We start from the raw sequence: 18,535 nt of genomic DNA, 5'->3' as shown, positions 1-18,535 counted from the left end.
GAATTTTTCGTGCGCTGTCGTAAATTTCAGTGCGTGCCCGGCGGCGGTGATTTACGCCAGCACTTTGTACATTACGGTGGTGGCGTCCAGCACGCCTGCGGTGGATTCCGCATAAAACGGGATCGATCCCGCTACCTGCCAGCCCAGCGAGCGATAGAGATCGCTGGCGACATCGCCGCTGCGCGTATCCAGCACCAGCAGGGTTTTGACGCGCTCGCGCGCCCGCTGCTCGGCGCGCTGCATCAGTTCACGGGCGATGCCCTGTCGGCGTGCCTGCGGATGCACCAGCAGTTTGCTGATCTCCGCCCGGTGGCGGCCGTTTGGCATGCCGCTGCTATTGATCATCACCGTCGCCACAATGCGACCCTGTTGACGCGCCACGATTAACTCGCTGTCGCCGCCTGTGATGCTGATGATTCGCTGCTGCCAGAATCGCGTCATCACCTCACTGTCTTCAGCATCAATAAACCCGACGCTGGCCCCATCTGCCACACAGCCCTGTAAAACATGGGTCAGTTCGGCCAGATTCTGTTGCGCCTGGGTGGCGCTGAGGGTTACGTACTCAATCATGGTTTCGCCACCACCAGTAGATAGCGCGCGCCGTCGGTCAGGTGCGCCTCAAAAGCCGATTTTCCTGTCAGATGAAAACGTAAACAGTCACCTGGCTGCAACGTCCACGCCTGAGATCCCATCGTGACGGTGAGACCGCCCTCACGCAGCCAGATATGCTGCTCCAGTCCCTGGATGGGTGGTGAATCGTAATCGATACGCGCACCAGGCCGTAACCTGCCCTCAACCAGTTCGCATCTGAAATGAAGTGCAGGAGGGGATATATTGCGGCGAATAAATCCGCTGGCCTCATCCTGCCACACCGGCTGATGCTGGCTGGTGACCAGCAAACTGGACTCCTCCTCCACCTCACTCAGCAGGCGTGACATCGTTAATCCGTAGGCGACACACAGACGGTTAAGCAGTGCAGCCGTAGGGCTGGTCTCGCCTCGCTCAATGCGCGATAATGTCGCACGACTGATGCCCGTGGCCACCGCAAGTTCATCCAGCGACCAGCCGCGTTGCAGGCGTAACTCTGACAGCCTCACAGCCAGTCGTTGCTCAGTATTCAGCTCAGACATTACTTTTCTCACTTATGGGAAACATTCTCTCAAATGAGATATAGCTGAAAAGGGCCGTATCAGTCAAGTTGTACATTGAGAAATGTATTGTACAACTTAGTTTGCTTCGTTATGGTAATTACACTCAGACCAATCGAAAGAGGAATTTATGACCTTATACAGTATCGGTGACGTCGCCGAGCGCTGTGGCATAAACCCAGTTACCCTGCGCGCCTGGCAGCGTCGTTATGGCTTACTGAAGCCGCAACGTACCGAAGGCGGACATCGTCAGTTTGATGAAGAGGATGTGCAGCGTATTGAAGAGATCATGCGCTGGATTGAAAGCGGCGTGCCGGTCGGTAAAGTAAAGGCATTGCTGGAAGGTGGCGATGTTGATGCACACGATGGCTGGACCACACTGCAGGATGAGCTAATCAGCGTATTACGTCATGTCAGACCCGCTAAACTGCGTAACAAAATTGCTGCGATTGGTCGCGAACATCCGATTGATGCGCTAATTGATCACGTTTTCATGCCTGTACGCCAGAAACTGAGTCTGGACCAGAATACTGCCCGAACCATGTGCAGCCTGCTGGATGGTTTGCTGATCGACTATGTCGCTTTCTGTCTGACCGGCAGCCGCAAAAAATCGGGAAAAGATGCGCTGATCATTGGCTGGGGTACCGACGATCGTACCCGTATCTGGCTGGAAGGCTGGCGTCTTTCACAGCATGGCTGGCGGATTGATGTGCTGGCTGAACCGCTTGATGTCCCGCGTCCTGAACTTTTTCCTGGCATGAATATGTTTGTATTTACCGGTAAAAAATTAACCCGTCGCCAGCAGGAACAGCTGTCACACTGGCAGGAACAGGGCTATGCCGTGCGGTTACATGAACCCGGCTGATAACAAAAAACGCACGCCGGGCGCTTTGCCTGCTGCCTTGCGCGCGCTATTATCCCCGCCTCACTGTTAACAAGTTCAGGTTTCCGTCATGAATGTCAAAAAAGCCTTTTTCGCCACGCTGTTTTTTATTATGGCGGTTGGCGGCACCAGCGGTCTCATGCTGGTGGGATACTCTCTCATCGTTCACTCACGCTAAGCCGACGTTGCAGGCGCTCAAAGAGGCGGTCGCTCACTATCGCCAGCAGCGCCACCAGTAGCGCTCCCTGAATCACGTAGGCGGTATTAAAGCCGCTTAGGCCGATAATCACTGGCGACCCGAGACTCTTTGCCCCGACCGTTGAGGCGATGGCCGCGGTACCGATGTTGATGATCACCGAGGTGCGTATCCCGGCAATGATCACCGGCGCAGCCAGCGCCAGCTCAATCTGCCACAGCCGCTGCCAGTTGCTCATGCCTACGCCAATAGCGATCTCCCGGCTGCTGGACGGTACGCTATCAATGCCCGCCAGGGTTCCCTGTAAAATCGGCAGTAAACCGTAGAGCAGCAGTGCCACCACGGCAGGCCAGGCACCAAAGCCCATCACCGGCACCGCAATGGCCAGCACGGCTACCGGCGGAATAGTCTGGCCCGCTGCCACGATAGTTTCTATCAGCGGCCGGAACGCACGCCCTGCCCGCCGGGTTACCAGCACGCCACTGCCAATGCCGATGACGATCGCCAGCAGGCTGGCGGTGATCACCAGAAACAGATGCGCCAGCGTCAACTGCCAGAAACTCTCCTGTTGATAGAGTGGCCGGGCCAGCTCCGGAAACCAGAGATGGAACAGCGGCCCACTCAAAGGCATTAGCGTCAGCAGCGCGCCATAGAGCAGTACCAGCCACAACAGCGGATCCCTTAGCCTGCGCATGTTAATGCCTCGCGCTGTCGCAGAAGGTCGCCAAAGTAGAGCACGCCCAGCGGCTGCTCCTGATCGTCAATGACCGGGAGTCTGTCTGTGCCCCGTGCAATAAACTGCGACAGGGCGTCGCGCAGCGTCAGCCCTGCAGCAATCGGTTCACCCGCCAGCCACTCGCCGCGTCGCACGGCATTACCCACCTGCTCCAGCGACAAGAGCCGTACGCCCATTTCGCTGCGGCCAAAGAAGTCGCGCACAAAATCATTTTTCGGCTGGGTCAGCAACTCAACCGGCCTGCCCTGCTGAACAATCTCACCGTTATCCATTAGCACAATGCGGTCCGCCAGCGTCAGTGCTTCGTCGATATCATGCGTCACCAGCACGATGGTTCGCCCCGACAGGCGATGAATACGCAGCATCTCCTGTTGCAGCACGCCGCGCGTCACCGGATCAAGCGCACCAAACGGCTCATCCATCAGCAGGACCTCCGGATCAGCCGCCAGCGCACGCGCCACGCCGACACGTTGCTGCTGACCGCCTGAGAGCTGATGCGGATAACGATTCAGCAGGCGCTCGTCGAGATTGAGCAGCGCCAGCAGCGTCGTGATGCGTTCGTTGATCTTTGCTCCGGACCAGCCCAGCAGCACCGGCACCGTGGCAATATTCTTTCGCACCGTCCAGTGTGGAAACAGCCCTATCGACTGAATCGCATAGCCCATGCGTTGCCTGAGCGAGCGGGCATCGAGCTGGCGAATCGACTCACCGGCAAAGCGGATTTCACCACTGTCATACTCCACCAGCCGGTTAATCATCTTCAGGGTGGTCGATTTGCCGGAGCCGGAAGTGCCGAGCAGTACACAGAACTCCCCTTTTGCCACCTGCAGCGACAGATCTTTCACCGCCGCCTTGCCGTTAAACGCGCGGCAAACGCTATCAAACTCAATCATCTTCTCTCTCCAGCAGTGAGATCAGCAGGCGGAACAGCGCATCGATGACGACCGCCAGCGCAATCACCGGGATCACCCCAAGCAATACCAAATCAAGCGCGCTGCTTAACAGCCCCTGGAAAATAATCGCGCCAAAGCCGCCCGCGCCAATCAATGCCGCAACCACCGCCATGCCCAGCGTCTGCACCACGACGACCCGCAGGCCCGCCAGCCAGACCGGTAGCGCCAGCGGTACATCCACCGCGACAAACTGCTGCCAGCCACTCATGCCCGTGCCGCGCGCGCTTTCGCGCACCTCCTGCGGCACCTGTTGCAAGCCCACCACCACGCTGCGCACCAGCGGCAACAGGGCGTAGAGCACCAGCGCGATCAAGGCTGGAGCCATGCCGATGCCGCTAATGCCCCAGTCACTGAGCCACGGAAAATGCTGCGCCAGTCCGGCCAGTGGCGCAATCAGCAGACCAAACAGCGCCACTGACGGCACTGTCTGAATAACATTAAGGACGCCAAACACACTGCCTTGCCAGTCAGGCCGCCGGAAAAGCGTGACGCCCAGCGGCAGTGCAAACATTAAGGCTGGCAGTACTGTACCCACCAGCAGAGTGAGATGACGGCTCAGTGCCGCATCAAACACCGCGTGACGGTTGGCATACTCTTTCAGCAGGGAGAGATCGCTGAGCTGGCCGCTGAACAGCAGCAACAGCGGCAACAGCCAGACCTGCAGATTGAGCAGCAGCTGAGCCAGCCGATGGGAAGTGAGTTGACGCACCTGATCGGTAATCAGCAGCAGAATGAGTGCACCACTGCACCATAAGCCACTGGCAAAGCTGGTTCGTGGCAGACGGCTGCCCTGCTGACTGAGTAGTGTCGCCTGATGACCGCTGAGCCAGAGCATGGCGGCCAGCAGCAGCTCTGCCGCCAGCAGGGCCAGTATCAGCGTAGTACGCCCAGGCTGACGCCACAGCAGCAACCACAGCATCATCAGCGGCAGCAGTAACAGCCCGGCGCTGCTGACCTGCCAGCTCATCAGCGGTTCACCCGCCACCAGCCGGTTAGGAGCGAAGTTAAGAAACGGCAAGGTCACCAGCGCCAGACTCAACAGCGTCAGCAGCAACAATGCTACCGGCTGCTGAGCCGGGCGGCGTATCGCGTCCCGCGCTATCAGCATCGGTTACAGCAGCTTTTTCTGCTGCAGCCACTCAGTCGCTACGCTGCTCGCATCCTGACCGTCGACCGCGATTTTCGCATTGAGCTGTTGCAGCGTCTTCTCATCAAGCGCGCTGAAGACCGGCTTCAGCCAGTCGGCAATCTGTGGGTAGGCTTTCAGCACCGATTCGCGGATCACCGGCGTCGGCGCATAGATCGGCTGTACGCCTTTAGGATCGCTGAGCGTCTGCAGGCCCAGTGCCGCCACCGGACCGTCGGTGCCATAGGCCATCGCCGCGTTCACGCCCGACGTCTGCTGTGCTGCCGCGCTGATGGTGACAGCGGTATCGCCACCCGCCAGAGACAACAGCTGATCCTGCTTAAGGTCGAAGCCATAGGCTTTTTCAAAGGCCGGTAAGGCATCGCTGCGTTCGATAAATTCGGCTGAGGCCGCCAGTTTGAAGGTACCTCCTTTTTTCAGGAAAGCGCTGAGATCGGCCAGCGAGGTAAGCTGGTTCTTCTCCGCCAGGTCCTTACGCACGGCGATGGTCCAGGTGTTGTTGGCCGGAGCCGGTGTCAGCCACACCAGATGGTTTTTCTCCGCATCCAGTTTCTTCACCTTTTCGTAGCCTGCGCCGGCATTTTTCCAGGCACTGTCTTTTTCATCGTTAAAGAAGAATGCGCCGTTGCCGGTGTATTCCGGGTAGATGTCGAGTTCGCCCGCCGTAATGGCGCCACGGACGACCTGGGTCGTGCCGAGCTGGATTTTATTGACAGTTTTTACCCCATGCTTTTCCAGCACCTGAAGAATCACATTGCCCAGCAGCGATCCTTCGGTATCAATTTTTGAGCCGACCCGCACAGGATCGGCCGCGTGTGCCATCCCCATGCTAAGCAGCAACGCGCTGACGCCCATCCAACCCCGAACTCTGACCATGGCCTTTTCCTTATCGCATTTTCGCGTGTTGTTTTTGTGTTTCGTGAGTGCGTGATGACTTACAAGGCGTCATGCGCCTGAGGGTGCAGGCTGCTCTCCTGCCGCTGAGAGTGTTGCTGGCAAGGCGTGCAGCGATAAATTATCTGCTTTAAAAGCGTAGCCTGGCATAGCGGTGATGCAGCGGACTTTATCGAAAATTAATAACGATTTGGGATTATAATATTATCTTATATAACTGAAATGAATTTACGTCTGGGCGTCTAAACGGCTATCCTCGGTAATCTGTTTAAAATAAAAGATACATAACATCATGTCCGATCTGACTTCTTCCGCCCATGTGGCAACAGCAGGGAGTTCGCCCGGTGGCGAAACACAGTGGATTCGTAGCGCAGCTGACGTCTCCCGATTAGTCAACAGCGGCGACAGCGCCCGTAATAATGCCCGCATTGTGGTGGCGATTGCGCTGGGAGGCGTTTTTCTCGACGCCTACGACCTGGGTGCGCTGGCCTTTGGCATCAAAGACATCACACGCGAGTTTAATCTCACCCCAGCCGGCACCGGCATGGTCGCCTCGGCCATTACCTTCGGGGCGATTATCGGCGCGCTGATTGGCGGCTATCTCACCGACAAAATTGGCCGTTATCGGGTCTTCATGGCCGATATGTTCTTTTTCGTGGTGGCGGCTATCGCCTGTGCATTTGCGCCCAATGAATATGTGCTGGCTGGCGCGCGCTTCGTAATGGGGCTGGGCGTCGGGATCGATCTGCCGGTGGCGATGGCCTTTCTGGCGGAGTTTTCAAAGCTGCGCGGTAAGGGGAATAAAGCGGCCAGCGTGGCGATGTGGTGTCCGACCTGGTACGCAGCAATCAGCATCTCTTATCTGCTGGTGCTGCTGCTCTATGCGGTGTTGCCCGAAAGTCACACCGACTGGCTCTGGCGGCTGATCCTCGGTTTTGGCGCCGTTCCGGCGATTGTCATCATCGCTATCCGCAGCCGTTACATGAGCGAATCCCCGGTGTGGGCAGCTAATCAGGGCGACCTGAAAGGGGCCGCGGCGATTTTACGCAGTGCGTGGAATATCAACGCTCAGGTCGCGTCCGACGCCGCACTGACCGCTGCCACGCCGGTGCGTAAGGCAAGCTGGCGTAACTATGGTGCGCTGCTGCAGGGCGTCTATCGCCGCCGTACGCTGCTGGCGACCATTACCTCTATCGCCTCGTCGTTTGCCTATAACGCTGTGGCGTTTGGACTGCCGGTGATTATCTCCAGCTTCTTTGCTCAGTCGATGCTCACCACCATTCTGGTGTCGCTGGCACTGAATCTGCTGTTTGCCTTTGTTGGCGGGATTCTGGCGGTGCGACTGGTGCCGCGTCTGGGTGCGTGGAAGATGTCAGTGGCGGGATATGGCTGTCAGTGTGTGGCGCTGCTTGGGCTGGCGCTGATTGGTCGCCCGGAAGGCGGTCAGGAGGCAGCAATGGCTATCGCCATGCTGGCGTTGTTCCTGTTTGGTCAGGGATTCGGGCCTGGCTCGCACACCATGACGTTTGCCTCACTCAGCTATCCCACTTCACTGCGCGGCGTGGGCGTGGGCTTCAACCAGACACTGATGCGCGGCAGTTCAACCGTTTCGCTGTTTCTGTTTCCGGTGCTGGTCGCGGCGCTGGGCACTGGCGTGTTCTGGGTGATCTTCCTGGCGCCGCTGGCCGGTCTTCTGGCGCTGCTGGCCATCCGCTGGGAGCCGTCGGGCTATGATGTGGATGCGGAGGATTTTGAGCTGCCGCGTTAAACAACATTCCAGGCGTGGCGCGCACGCAGGCTCAGGGAACAAACGTCCTCTGCAAAGATGCAAAAGACGCCATCCCTGGCCCGCGATGCTTTGCGATGGACGTTTGCGCCCATCGCTGTGAATTTCAAACCGTCTGACCGCACCTTAGTGCGGTTTTTTTATGCCGTGACAGCCGGAAATGGAAACTGCTCCAGATAATCCGGGATACGCGGGAAGGTATGCAAAAACCACGGCGTGAACTGCTGTGGCTGCTGCTGCATCTGCTGCTCGATCATCGCCATCGGACGATAATCAAAGGCATCCGCTTCCTGAGGATTAAGCTGCGGCAGGCTGTCACAGATCGCAAAAAAGACATGACCATATTCATGCTCTGTCAGGCCATTGCTCAGCTTCAGGTTATAGCTCAGTTCAAACACCGGCGTCAGTGCCACTGTCATACCCATCTCTTCACGCAGACGGCGCTCGGCGGCGTCGCGGGTCGATTCATGGGGATAAGGATGGCCACAACAGGTGTTACTCCATAAACCACCACAATGATACTTATCGCTGGCGCGCCGCTGCAATAACAGCTCCTGCCGGGAATTGAAGATGTAGACCGTCACCGCGCGGTGCAGCAATCCTTTTTCATGCACTTCCAGCTTTTCCATTTTGCCGGTGGGACGATCGAGGTGGTCAACGAGGATAACTTCAATAGCAGACATGGCGTTTCCTTGAGATTATTCCCAACTATTCTGGCACAGAATGCGCAGTTTGGGCGGATCATCGCGGATTTTTTACCCAGGTCCGTCAGAGATAAGCGGATGAAGCAGAGGGGAAATCAGGCCAGCAAGGCTGGCCTGGAAGAGAATTACAGTCGGAAGCTCTGAACAACCCGCTCAAGCTGGGTACTCTGTGATTCCATCGCCTGCGCGGCAGCGGAAACCTGCTCCACCAGCACGGCGTTCTGCTGTGTGGTGCCATCCAGATGGGTAATTGCCACGTTGACCTGTTCGATACCCATGCTCTGCTCACGGCTGGCTGACATGATTTCGCTCATCAGGGTGGTCACACTGCTCACGCCCTGCATGAGCTCATCCATGGTCTGACCCGCCTGTTCCACCAGCGCGCTGCCGGTATCAATGTTCGCCACTGACTCTTCGATTAACTTTTTAATCTCTCGTGCCGAGTTAGCTGAACGCTGTGCCAGGTTACGCACTTCCGATGCCACGACCGCAAACCCACGACCCTGTTCACCGGCACGTGCAGCTTCGACTGCGGCGTTCAGCGCCAGGATATTGGTCTGGAATGCGATGCTGTCGATTACGCTGATGATATCGACCACTTTACGGGACGAGTGATGAATCTCACCCATGGTGGTGACCACCTGACGGACCACTTCGGTGCCACGCGCGGCTACCTGTGAGGCATCGGCCGCCAGCTGGTTAGCATGCGTCGCGTTGTCGGCATTCTGACGGACGGTGCCGGTCAGCTGTTCCATCGACGCAGCCGTTTCGACAATCGAGCTGGCCTGATCTTCAGTACGGGACGAGAGATTGGCGTTGCCGCTGGCAATTTCCCGCGACGCGGCGGTGATCGCCAGCGCGCTGTCACCCACCTGCTGGAGCAGGCCCTGCAGATAGCTGATGAACTGGTTAAAGCTCTGCGCAACGGCGTTGAACTCCGGGCTGTTGCTGGCTGGCAGACGCTGGGTCAGATCGGCGCCACCCGTCGAGAGCGCTTCAATGTTGCTGTTCAGCACGTTAAGACGTTTCATCATGGCGCGGACAAATCCCAGCGACACCAGCAGCAGGATTACCGCCAGAGGAATCTGCACCAGGCCCAGTCGGGTCAGCATGTTATGCGACTGCGCTTTCAGCAGGCTGGTCGGCAGACTACTGGCGAGATACCACGGGCTGCCGGGAATCGCCTGAACGAACAGGGTCTGCTCGCCTTCGCTACTGTCATAGGTGGTTTCCAGCGGCTGGCTGCCAACACCGTTCAGCAGCGCTTTAAGCGGTGCTGCCATCGGCATCTGCACTTCAGCCAGGTTCTCCAGCTTCGGTGCGGCATTGACCAGCGCGCCATTGCCCACGACTTTGCCGTCGGCTTCAACAATCAGCACGTTGCCATGAATGGTTTCACCCATCTGCTTCGCCAGCTGATTAAAGAACCCCAGCGTGACGTCGATAGTGGCAACACCCCAGGCCGTGCCATTTTTGTAGATGGCCATAGCACAGTTAGTACGCGGCTGCGGACTGGCGGCATCCTGATAGGCTTTAGCCCAGGCACACTGCCCTTTTGCAGCAGCCATGCCATCTTTATACCAGGGTTGCTCCCAGTATTTGTCGGCGGCGTCGGAGTTCCAGTAGGTATTGACCTGCAGTTCATTGCTGGCATTACGGGCAAAGAAGCTGCTGTCTTTCTCTTTGGCCGGATCACGACGGTTTGGCAGTGGCCAGATACCGCCACCAAACACATTGCTGTCCTGATACTGGTTTACCAGCGTCGGTAACAGGGTGTCGATAGTCGCGCTGTCCATAACGGAGGCCGCTTCGGTAATCGCACGCTGCTGAGCCTGCACGCGGTTCATCTGTTCAACGATGCCAGAGGCCAGTGAATCAACCTGATAGCGAACCAGACGGCTTTCGCTGTCGACGAGCTGTGGTGCGACGAACTGATTAATCACCCAGACTGTAACGAGTAAAAGCGCAACAAAGAATGCGATCATTGTTGCGGTAAAGCGGGATTGTGTTGTTTTGAACATCTTCATGCCCCTGCCCCTGGTACGGCGCGATTGCCTTATTCGGGTTAACGGCTCGCTTAAGGGGAACTTGAGATGGGCGGGATCACATATTTAAGAAATGTATGATTTATGTGAAATTTAATTTCACTCCGGGACTATCACCTCCCCGACAGCCGCCGGGGAAAGTGTCTACAGGCGCGTCATTGCTGAGCTACTCTGGCGAATCGACCACCTGCTGGCGTGGACGGAAAACGTGATCGTTACCGTCTGCTGTTAACAACTCCCGTAACTTCTGGCCGCCGTGTTCATCGGCCTGCGCGAACTGCCGCTCCGCTTCAGTAATCGGCGTTGTCCAGAGCAGCGTCGGGCGATCGCCATCACGCTTGGGCAGCGTGAACTGCCCTTTTTCGGTTGCCAGTTCATTCGCCAGCAGGAAGCTTTCAAAGCCGACCGGTGCCACTTCTGACGCCAGCGTATGGCCCTCGCCCAGCCAGGTGAGACGCGCCCAGGGCAGATGTACAAATTCCGCCAATGCGCTGGCCATCTGCACCGCATTGCCTTCCGTCATGATTTCACCGTCAACCGCCATACCCAGTTCGATACGTCGATACTGCGGTGCCAGCTCATCAAACAGATAATCGACCTGCGGCATGGGCCGGATACTCATGCCAAGCGTCAGGAAATACCAGACGCCCTGATGCCAGTGCTGCGAGATTGCCATTGGCGGCCAGCTACCCTGATCAATCGCGTAATATTTCACCGACTCCCCGAAGCGTGCCTGATAGCAGGCCATGAGATCCTGCTGGACCTTATCCCACTCGCTGCCGTCGTGCCATTCACGCCAGAACTGACGCTGATGCTCCGCACGGGCATAGTAGTCATTGGTCGATGCCGACCCCAGCGGAGCCGTCAGCCGGTTCTTTTTAATGCAGCCCGCAGAGAAGCTCACCTGCTTTTCCTGATAAAGGCTCCAGCCAGGGATGACAGCCAGCAGCTGGCCGTAATACCACAGTGCTGCACCATCATCAGAAGGCTCCCACAGGATCTGCAGACCGGCCGGGTCCAGTGCGGGTTCCGCTTCCAGATTACGGCAATACTCTGCGCTGAGCAGCGGCGCTATGCCCTGCTCCATTGCCTCGCGATCTTCCTGCGCCGGTGCAGACAGCAGATTTCTTAGCCAGCAGCCGCGCACAGCATACTGACTGCGGAACAGGTCGGTTGGCCAGATGTAAAAATAGGCAGTGCGCTCATCCTGTTCGACAATCGCGGTCAGTGTGCGCTGCTGATTGTGGACTTCAGCAATCAGGGATTTGTACGTCATAGTGCCTCGACAAAGCCTGGAGGAATCCATTTTCCCCGAGAATAGAGCAGGATCCTGGCTACGGCGATATGAGACAAGGGTAATAGTCTCAAAGTGCATCTCAGGATGATGTAGAGCGAGGAGCTGATGAAGGATTCTTGTAACAAAAACACTTTTACACGACCCGGATAAACAGTGTGAAATTCCAGAGCGATGCGATTTAAAAAAAGACTAAGGTTTTAACACAGGATGAGACGATCATCGCCTCATGCTAATCATAAAACCATACAGGGCTTTCTAAAAGAATAGCGTCTGTTTGCATCGATAATGACCGGCCCTATGCGTAAATCCGACTGCCTGATGTTCCTATGCAGAAACTGAGCAAATATCAATCATAAAAAATCAGCTGTGGCTAACTGCATCCTTTTTTCAAATAGCTCGGAAATCCTCAAAGAAATGATATTACCCTTGAGATGAATTCATATCATGTAAAGCATGATATATATCATTTGAAGCTTAAGGCAAAAAAACGTTAAATATCCCTATCGAACTAAATCCATGTAACCAAAGCGGAAGGTTGAATCCGGCACATCTGATTATAGTAGTTTTGCAATCCCCGACCTGTATTGCAGAATGTCATTCTGCGCATCCTGAACGCTAATATTTTCAATAATAATACCATTAACAATTACCCTATTCCCCCGTAACACTGCAGGAAAAATGAAATAACCCGAAAGCGGAAAAAGAAACGCGAATATCCATACCGGAAAGATGTTAAAAATATAACGCACCATCATGAATCAGCGCTAAAAATAAAAAACTCACAATTTTTCGTTCATACAAACGAATTATGATATCCGGACACGCCTGATATCGTCTATAGCCTGGAGTTAAAGAAAATATTATGCGTTTACGTTTAAACAGCAAAGCGATCATGATCATGACGCTCATCTGCTTTGTATGGGGACTACAGCAGGTTGCAATCAAGGCTGCCGAAAAAGAGGTTTCACTCACTCTGCAGATTGCTATGCGATCCGGTCTCGCGGCATTAGTAATATACGTTTATGCAAAGATTAAAGGAGAAAAATTTTCAATGGAGAAAATAACACTCTTCGCAGGCGTTTGTGCAGGAGTCCTCTTTGCGCTGGAATTTTTTTTTCTTTCTGAAGGACTACGCTACTCCAGCGCATCGCATATGGCGGTACTTCTTTATACTGCTCCACTCTATTCGGCTGTAGGCTTGCATATTTTTTCTGCCGAAGAAAAACTTACTGCCCGACAGTGGTTTGGTGTGATGATTGCATTTTTTGGGCTGGTGGTAAGCATGATCAATACAGTCGCTCATGCTGGCTTTGACAGCATTAATTATGGCGATTTGTGCGGACTACTTGCTGGCCTGGCCTGGGGATGCACTACCGTAGTTATACGTACAACGCCACTTTCTGTGTGCTCAGCCAAACAGACCCTGCTGTATCAGCTTTCAGGTGCATTTATCATTCTAATGACCATATCGCTCTTTAATGATGGTTATCATTTCAAGCCAGGTACAGTGGCATATGGAAGCCTGATATTCCAGACATTAATTGTTTCAGTAATCAGTTATCTTGTGTGGTTCAGCCTGCTGCGAAATTATCAGGTAGCCTCACTTTCAATGTTGACATTTATGACACCTTTTTTCGGAATACTTTCGGGCATAATAATATTGCATGAAAAAGTTCAGGCCAACTTTATTGCTGGCACAGTGCTGCTTATTATTGGCCTGCTTTTTATTACAGTAAAAACGCATCAACAGCATTCAAAAAATAAGTCAGTAGAATGAATTACGATATTTTAAGTTATAATATAAACTGCACTGGAGGTAATAACATTATGATTCAGGTAACAAATTACTCTCACGGTGCGCCTCTCATCACATTGAGTGACAATGCCAGCTTTGAAATCATGAGAAATAGAAAATGGTTTAGTCTTGCAAAAAATCAACGTATTGAGATACTTCGATTTGGCGACGATACAGCAATAGCATGGAACGAAACCAGGTCACATATCGATTATTTTAAACATGGAAAAATCTTCAGGTGCAATCTTATTTCCTGGTATAGCCCCGACACCTGGGCTAAAAAAAAATATTAATATACATCAGGCAGACAACTCAGGAATCGCTTAAAAGCCATGATTTTTGGCCACTGCCTGTCGGATATTATGCAGTTGAAGTAACAGTGCTCTACGGGCATCAGCATGCCCGGGAAAGGAAAAATTAATTCTCCTCTTTCCGTCCATTCCTGGACAAGATTAATTCTTCCCATCGCAATACCAAGATGCCGGGAAGCTGCAATCAGAGCCAAATCAGAACGGTCAAAGGATATTCCTTTTAGATCAGTATCAATATCCAGCTGAAAAAAACTTGTCCAATTTGCCCATTCATTTTCACCTGAGTTAAAACGATCGTGCAGAAAGATACAATCTGACAGTTTTTCGGGATTGTTATAAAGACCATGATTTCTGGCATACCGCGGAGTACAGACCGGCGTTATGGCTTCTTTCATGAAGATCTCTTCTGTATAGCTTTCAGAAAACGAAGGTTTTCCGAAGTATATTGCCAGGTCTACTCCCCGATTAGCCAGATTAATAGCTTCAAGTCCGGTCAGAATCTTCAGCTGAACGGCAGGATTCTGTTCTATAAACTTATTAAGATGAGGAAGAAGAAGGCACTGAACGATAGACGGATGTGAATAAACAGTCAGATCACCTGTAAGCCCGCTATTCCTTATGTAATTAACCTCTTGATTTAAAAGATTAAAAGAATTTTTTAGTGCCCATTGCATCCGTTCTCCTTCAGGCGTGAGAGCTATTTTACGATGGAGCCTGTAAAACAAGCTGAAACCCAGTTCTTTTTCAAGCTGGCTGATACGATGGCTCACCGCGCTTGGGCTAACGAATAACTCCTCGGCAGCAAGCGCAAATGATAATCGCCGTGCAACACACTCAAAAGTATGCAAGCGGGAGAGCTGATAGCCGGTCAGAGAATTAAGTATCGGAATGTTCTTGCTGTCAGAAAACACTTTTCCCCCAGAGTCGTTAGTCAAAAGAAAATACTTATTATAACCGCTCACGGATATGCCCAACTTATCCTTTGCTGGAAACCAGGCCTGGAGAAACAGCCATAATCTGTCTCAGCCTGTAAGCTTTATGGCTGGCCCGGAACGATCAATTGTTGAAACTGCTGTACAAAAGATTATGAGTGTAAGACATGCAGAAGCCTGAACAGACTATAAACGTCAGAGCATAACCTGCTTTTTCGTGGTCATAGCTTCAGGAAACGCTGCTTGCTCTCGCGTGACATTTTCGGTTCTGCGGGAAGCCATAAAAGCGCCTGTAGGGTTACTTTTAAAGCACTGAACCCGCGTCGTTATGCTGGTAAAACTTAACCATCTGACTTACTTAAAAAACGAGTAAAACAGATACCAGTCACCTCAGTGCGGATCTCTCCCCATCCGCACCATTGCCCGATACCACGCTCCGCGCTGAATCGACCATCTCAACCCCAACGCGATGGCATTAATCTTCTGGTCAATGATCGCCTGCTCAAAGCGGCCGATTTCTCTACCGGACATCGCCTGCGCCCAGGCTGGCATTAACCCGAAGCCTGATTTCAGCATGATTTTCATCACTGGTTTCGCCTGCCAGCTCGGTGCAGGGGCGTTCATCAGCAATCGCGTCACTTCGGCGGTACGCTCATCAAAGCGCAGCTCTGCTCGCATCTGTTGCAGGTAATCCGCCACATCAACAACGCTTTTCGGCACCTTCTCCGCGCCCAGCGCCTCGGCAATCTGCGCCGCTTCCTGATAGTACTGATCCTGTTCGGCGCGGCTGAGCTGCGGATTTTTGTAGCGCAGATGCGCCGCCAGAAAACGGCTGGTCTCCGCCACATGCACCCAGGTCAGCAGATGTGGATCGCTGGCGGCATAAGGTTTGCCTTCGCTGTCGACGCCGCTGACTTTCAGATGAATGCGTTTCACCCGCTCAATCAGCGTCCGGGCATCCTGCGAATTCCCGTAGGTGGTCACGGCGATAAACTGACTGGTGCGCCGCAGGCGGCCCATCATATCTTCGCGGAAATTGGAGTGATCCCAGACGCCCGCCAGCGCCGCTGGATGCAGCATCTGCAACAGCAGCGCGCTGATCCCGCCGCACATCATGGAGGTGAAATCACCGTGGACGCGCCAGATCACGCTGTCCGGGCCATACAGGCCGGGATCGCCTGGCGGTTGAGAGAGGTCAAATTCATTCATCGACAGACCATTAAGGCGGAAGACCTGCTGCTGAATGCGGTCACGCAGATTAATCATAGCGGCTCTGATAGTGGATATGATGCGACGCGCGGTAGCAGGACGCTCACGACGCGCCGCATCACCTTCCCCTGCATTCAGGGGAAAGGCTGACGGTTATTGGTAGTTGAACTGCGCATCCTGAGTACGCACGGAATCGAGTCCAATCATCACGTTGAATTTGCCTGGCTCGGCAACATGCTGCATCTGCTGGTTCCAGAATTTAAGCGCATCGACGTCGATCTTAAAGGTCACGGTTTGCGACTCGCCTGCTTTCAGCATGATGCGTTTGAAACCACGCAGCTCCTGCACCGGACGGCTGATAGAGGCGACCGGATCGTTCAGATACATCTGGACCACCGTCGCACCATCACGCTTACCGCTGTTAGTTACCGTTACGCTGGCCTCAATGCTGCCATTACGCGGCATGGTCGGTGAAGACATTTTTACCGGCGACACGGTGAACGTGGTATAGCTCAGGCCGTAACCAAACGGATAGAGCGGGCCGTTAACCGCATCATAGTAGTGCGAGGTGTACTTGTTCGGCTTCGCAAAGTTGTAAGGCCGGCCAGTTGGCAGATGGTTGTAGTAGATCGGAATCTGACCCACTGAACGCGGGAAGGAGACCGGCAGTTTGCCCGATGGGTTATAGTCACCGAACAGCACATCGGCGATGGCGTTGCCACCTTCGGTGCCACTGAACCAGGTTTCCAGCACGGCATCAGCCATGCGATCTTCGTTCACTATCGACAGCGGGCGGCCGTTCATCAGTACAATCACCAGCGGCTTACCGGTAGCTTTGAGCGCGGCTAACAGCTTCTGCTGGCTCGGCGGGATCACCAGATCGCTGCGGCTGGAGGCTTCGTGCGCCATACCCTGCGCTTCACCCACGGCGGCGACCACCACATCGGCCTGCTTCGCTTTAGCGACCGCGTCATCAATCATCTGTTGCGGTGAACGCGTATCAACAGAAACAGCCTGCTCATAGAGGTTCAGGAAGTCCTGAATCCCTTTGTTGTCGGTGACGTTCGCGCCCTTCTCATACAGCAGCGTCGCTTTGCCTTCGGTGGCATTGCGCATGCCCTGCAGCAGCGAAACGGATTGCTTCGCCACGCCCGCCGCAGACCAGCTGCCCATAATGTCGCGCTGACTGTCTGCCAGCGGACCAATCAGGGCAATGGTGCCCGATTTTTTCAGCGGCAGCGTTTCCAGACGGTTTTTCAGCAACACGATGCTTTTACGCGCGACGTCGCGCGCTTCAGCCCGATGCAGACGGCTTTCCGCATTGGTATCCTGCGGGTCACTCTCTTTCGGACCTAAATGGCTGTAGGGATCGTTAAACAGGCCCATGTCATATTTGACGTTAAGCACATGCCGTGCCGCATCATCAATTTCAGCCATGGTAACGTCGCCGCTCTTCACCAGCGCAGGCAGATACTTGCTGTAATATTCGTCGCTCATGCTCATATCGACGCCCGACTTCAGGGCGATGCGCACCGCTTCCTGCGGATCGCTGGCGACGCCATGTTTGATCAGCTCTTTAATCGCACCGTGATCGCTGATGGTGATGCCTTTGAATTTCCACTTATCACGCAGCAGATCTTTCAGCAGCCAGCTGTCTGCCGTGGCCGGTACGCCATTGATGGAGTTGAGCGCCACCATCACGCCGCCGCTGCCCGCATCCAGTGAGGCTTTGTAGGGCGGCAGATAGTCCTGGAACATACGCTGCGGACTCATGTCCACGGTGTTGTAGTCGCGTCCCCCTTCCACTGCGCCATAGAGTGCGAAATGCTTCACGCTGGTCATTACGCTGTAGCGATCGGCCGCGCTTTTTCCCTGCATCGACTGCACCATGCTGCGACCCATTTCGCTGGTGAGATACGTATCCTCACCGAAACCTTCGGAACCACGACCCCAGCGCGGTTCGCGGCTGACATCCACCATCGGTGCCCATGTCATATTCAGCCCATCGTCGGCCGCTTCATAGGCGGAGACGCGCCCCACCTCTTTCACCGCATCCAGATCCCAGCTCGACGCCAGGGCTAAAGGAATAGGAAAAATGGTGCGCTGGCCATGAATAACGTCGTAGGCGAAAAACAGCGGGATTTTCAGGCGGCTGAGCTGCATCGCCTGATCCTGCATCGCGCGGATATCCTGACGGGTCACAGTATTAAAGATCGCGCCAACCTGACTCTTCTGAATCATGTCGCGAATCACTTCTTTCGGATTATCAGGTCCGACGCTGATTAAACGCAGCTGGCCGATTTTCTCGTCCAGCGTCATTTTTTTAAGCAGTTGGTTAACGAAGGCATCCCGCGCCTGTTCGGTCATCGGGTGGTTACCTTGCACTGTCTCAGCTAAAGCGGGTTGCATCGCGAGGGAGACAGCGAGACTAACAGAGCAAATCCATTTCATCAGGTTGGGTTCTCTTAAGTAACTGCGCAATATCGAATTAACAGGCGG

Annotated in this window: 16 protein-coding genes; 4 read left to right on the top strand and 12 right to left on the bottom strand. The window is 54.3% G+C overall.

Going from position 1 to position 18,535, the window contains the following annotated elements:
* Nucleotides 1-51: 51 nt before the first annotated feature.
* Together AC6I77_RS05750 and AC6I77_RS05745 are read right to left on the bottom strand one after the other, a co-directional pair.
* Complete coding sequence (locus AC6I77_RS05750; protein ID WP_003851775.1) at nt 52-570, bottom strand: GNAT family N-acetyltransferase; 519 nt, start codon at nt 568-570, stop codon at nt 52-54.
* The gene (locus AC6I77_RS05745; protein WP_003851776.1) at nt 567-1,130 is read right to left on the bottom strand and encodes an XRE family transcriptional regulator; all 564 of its coding nucleotides are present in this window, start codon (nt 1,128-1,130) and stop codon (nt 567-569) included. Before AC6I77_RS05745 ends, AC6I77_RS05750 begins: the two co-directional genes overlap by 4 nt.
* 148 nt (nt 1,131-1,278) lie before the next feature.
* On the opposite strand from AC6I77_RS05745, the gene AC6I77_RS05740 reads away from it, so the two are divergent.
* Nucleotides 1,279-2,013, top strand: coding sequence for a MerR family transcriptional regulator (locus AC6I77_RS05740; RefSeq protein WP_003851779.1), 735 nt, complete (start codon nt 1,279-1,281; stop codon nt 2,011-2,013).
* 88 nt (nt 2,014-2,101) lie between these two features.
* Nucleotides 2,102-2,209, top strand: coding sequence for a YohO family small membrane protein (locus AC6I77_RS05735; protein WP_008925078.1), 108 nt, complete (start codon nt 2,102-2,104; stop codon nt 2,207-2,209).
* On the opposite strand, the gene AC6I77_RS05730 is transcribed toward AC6I77_RS05735, so the two are convergent.
* From AC6I77_RS05730 to osmF, 4 genes are read right to left on the bottom strand one after another with little or no spacing between them, the layout of a single operon-like run.
* The gene (locus AC6I77_RS05730) at nt 2,190-2,921 is read right to left on the bottom strand and encodes an ABC transporter permease (protein WP_003851780.1); all 732 of its coding nucleotides are present in this window, start codon (nt 2,919-2,921) and stop codon (nt 2,190-2,192) included. The two genes, AC6I77_RS05735 and AC6I77_RS05730, sit on opposite strands and share 20 nt — an antisense overlap.
* Nucleotides 2,909-3,856, bottom strand: a complete 948-nt coding sequence (locus AC6I77_RS05725; RefSeq protein WP_008925077.1) for an ABC transporter ATP-binding protein — start codon at nt 3,854-3,856, stop codon at nt 2,909-2,911. Before AC6I77_RS05725 ends, AC6I77_RS05730 begins: the two co-directional genes overlap by 13 nt.
* Nucleotides 3,849-5,024, bottom strand: coding sequence for an ABC transporter permease (locus AC6I77_RS05720; protein WP_497816755.1), 1,176 nt, complete (start codon nt 5,022-5,024; stop codon nt 3,849-3,851). Before AC6I77_RS05720 ends, AC6I77_RS05725 begins: the two co-directional genes overlap by 8 nt.
* Nucleotides 5,025-5,027: 3 nt before the next feature.
* The gene (osmF, locus tag AC6I77_RS05715) at nt 5,028-5,939 is read right to left on the bottom strand and encodes a glycine betaine ABC transporter substrate-binding protein OsmF (protein ID WP_003851785.1); all 912 of its coding nucleotides are present in this window, start codon (nt 5,937-5,939) and stop codon (nt 5,028-5,030) included.
* A gap of 310 nt (nt 5,940-6,249) precedes the next feature.
* Between osmF and AC6I77_RS05710 the strand changes: the two genes are divergently transcribed.
* A complete protein-coding gene (locus AC6I77_RS05710; RefSeq protein WP_003851786.1) occupies nt 6,250-7,725 on the top strand; it encodes an MFS transporter in 1,476 nt (491 codons plus the stop codon).
* 158 nt (nt 7,726-7,883) lie between these two features.
* Here the strand turns inward: AC6I77_RS05710 and idi are convergent, their stop codons facing one another.
* The 3 genes from idi to AC6I77_RS05695 all read right to left on the bottom strand — a co-directional run bounded on the left by idi (nt 7,884) and on the right by AC6I77_RS05695 (nt 11,768).
* On the bottom strand, nt 7,884-8,426 hold the full coding sequence (gene idi / locus AC6I77_RS05705; RefSeq protein ID WP_008925075.1) for an isopentenyl-diphosphate Delta-isomerase: 543 nt from the start codon (nt 8,424-8,426) through the stop codon (nt 7,884-7,886).
* A gap of 146 nt (nt 8,427-8,572) precedes the next feature.
* The gene (locus AC6I77_RS05700; RefSeq protein WP_497817214.1) at nt 8,573-10,468 is read right to left on the bottom strand and encodes a methyl-accepting chemotaxis protein; all 1,896 of its coding nucleotides are present in this window, start codon (nt 10,466-10,468) and stop codon (nt 8,573-8,575) included.
* Between the two features lie 190 nt (nt 10,469-10,658).
* Nucleotides 10,659-11,768 (bottom strand): suppressor of fused domain protein, encoded by a 1,110-nt coding sequence (locus AC6I77_RS05695; protein WP_039659241.1) that lies wholly within the window; start codon nt 11,766-11,768, stop codon nt 10,659-10,661.
* A gap of 883 nt (nt 11,769-12,651) precedes the next feature.
* On the opposite strand from AC6I77_RS05695, the gene AC6I77_RS05690 reads away from it, so the two are divergent.
* Nucleotides 12,652-13,566 (top strand): DMT family transporter, encoded by a 915-nt coding sequence (locus AC6I77_RS05690; protein ID WP_039659237.1) that lies wholly within the window; start codon nt 12,652-12,654, stop codon nt 13,564-13,566.
* Nucleotides 13,567-13,873: 307 nt separating this feature from the next.
* On the opposite strand, the gene dsdC is transcribed toward AC6I77_RS05690, so the two are convergent.
* The 3 genes from dsdC to bglX form a co-directional block, all read right to left on the bottom strand.
* Entirely contained in the window at nt 13,874-14,806 is a 933-nt protein-coding gene (dsdC, locus tag AC6I77_RS05685; protein WP_140033586.1) for a DNA-binding transcriptional regulator DsdC, read from the bottom strand.
* A 411-nt stretch (nt 14,807-15,217) separates the two neighbouring features.
* Nucleotides 15,218-16,093: an oxygenase MpaB family protein gene (locus tag AC6I77_RS05680; RefSeq protein WP_008925071.1), complete on the bottom strand. Its 876-nt coding sequence runs from the start codon at nt 16,091-16,093 to the stop codon at nt 15,218-15,220.
* A 96-nt stretch (nt 16,094-16,189) separates the two neighbouring features.
* On the bottom strand, nt 16,190-18,487 hold the full coding sequence (gene bglX / locus AC6I77_RS05675; RefSeq protein WP_033762571.1) for a beta-glucosidase BglX: 2,298 nt from the start codon (nt 18,485-18,487) through the stop codon (nt 16,190-16,192).
* Nucleotides 18,488-18,535 lie beyond the last annotated feature (48 nt).

The organism is Pantoea sp. X-Soil-ISGK-259 (genome assembly GCF_059730705.1).
The sequence above is the reverse complement of the archived record's forward strand: the minus strand, read 5'-3'. Positions and strand labels throughout refer to the sequence as shown.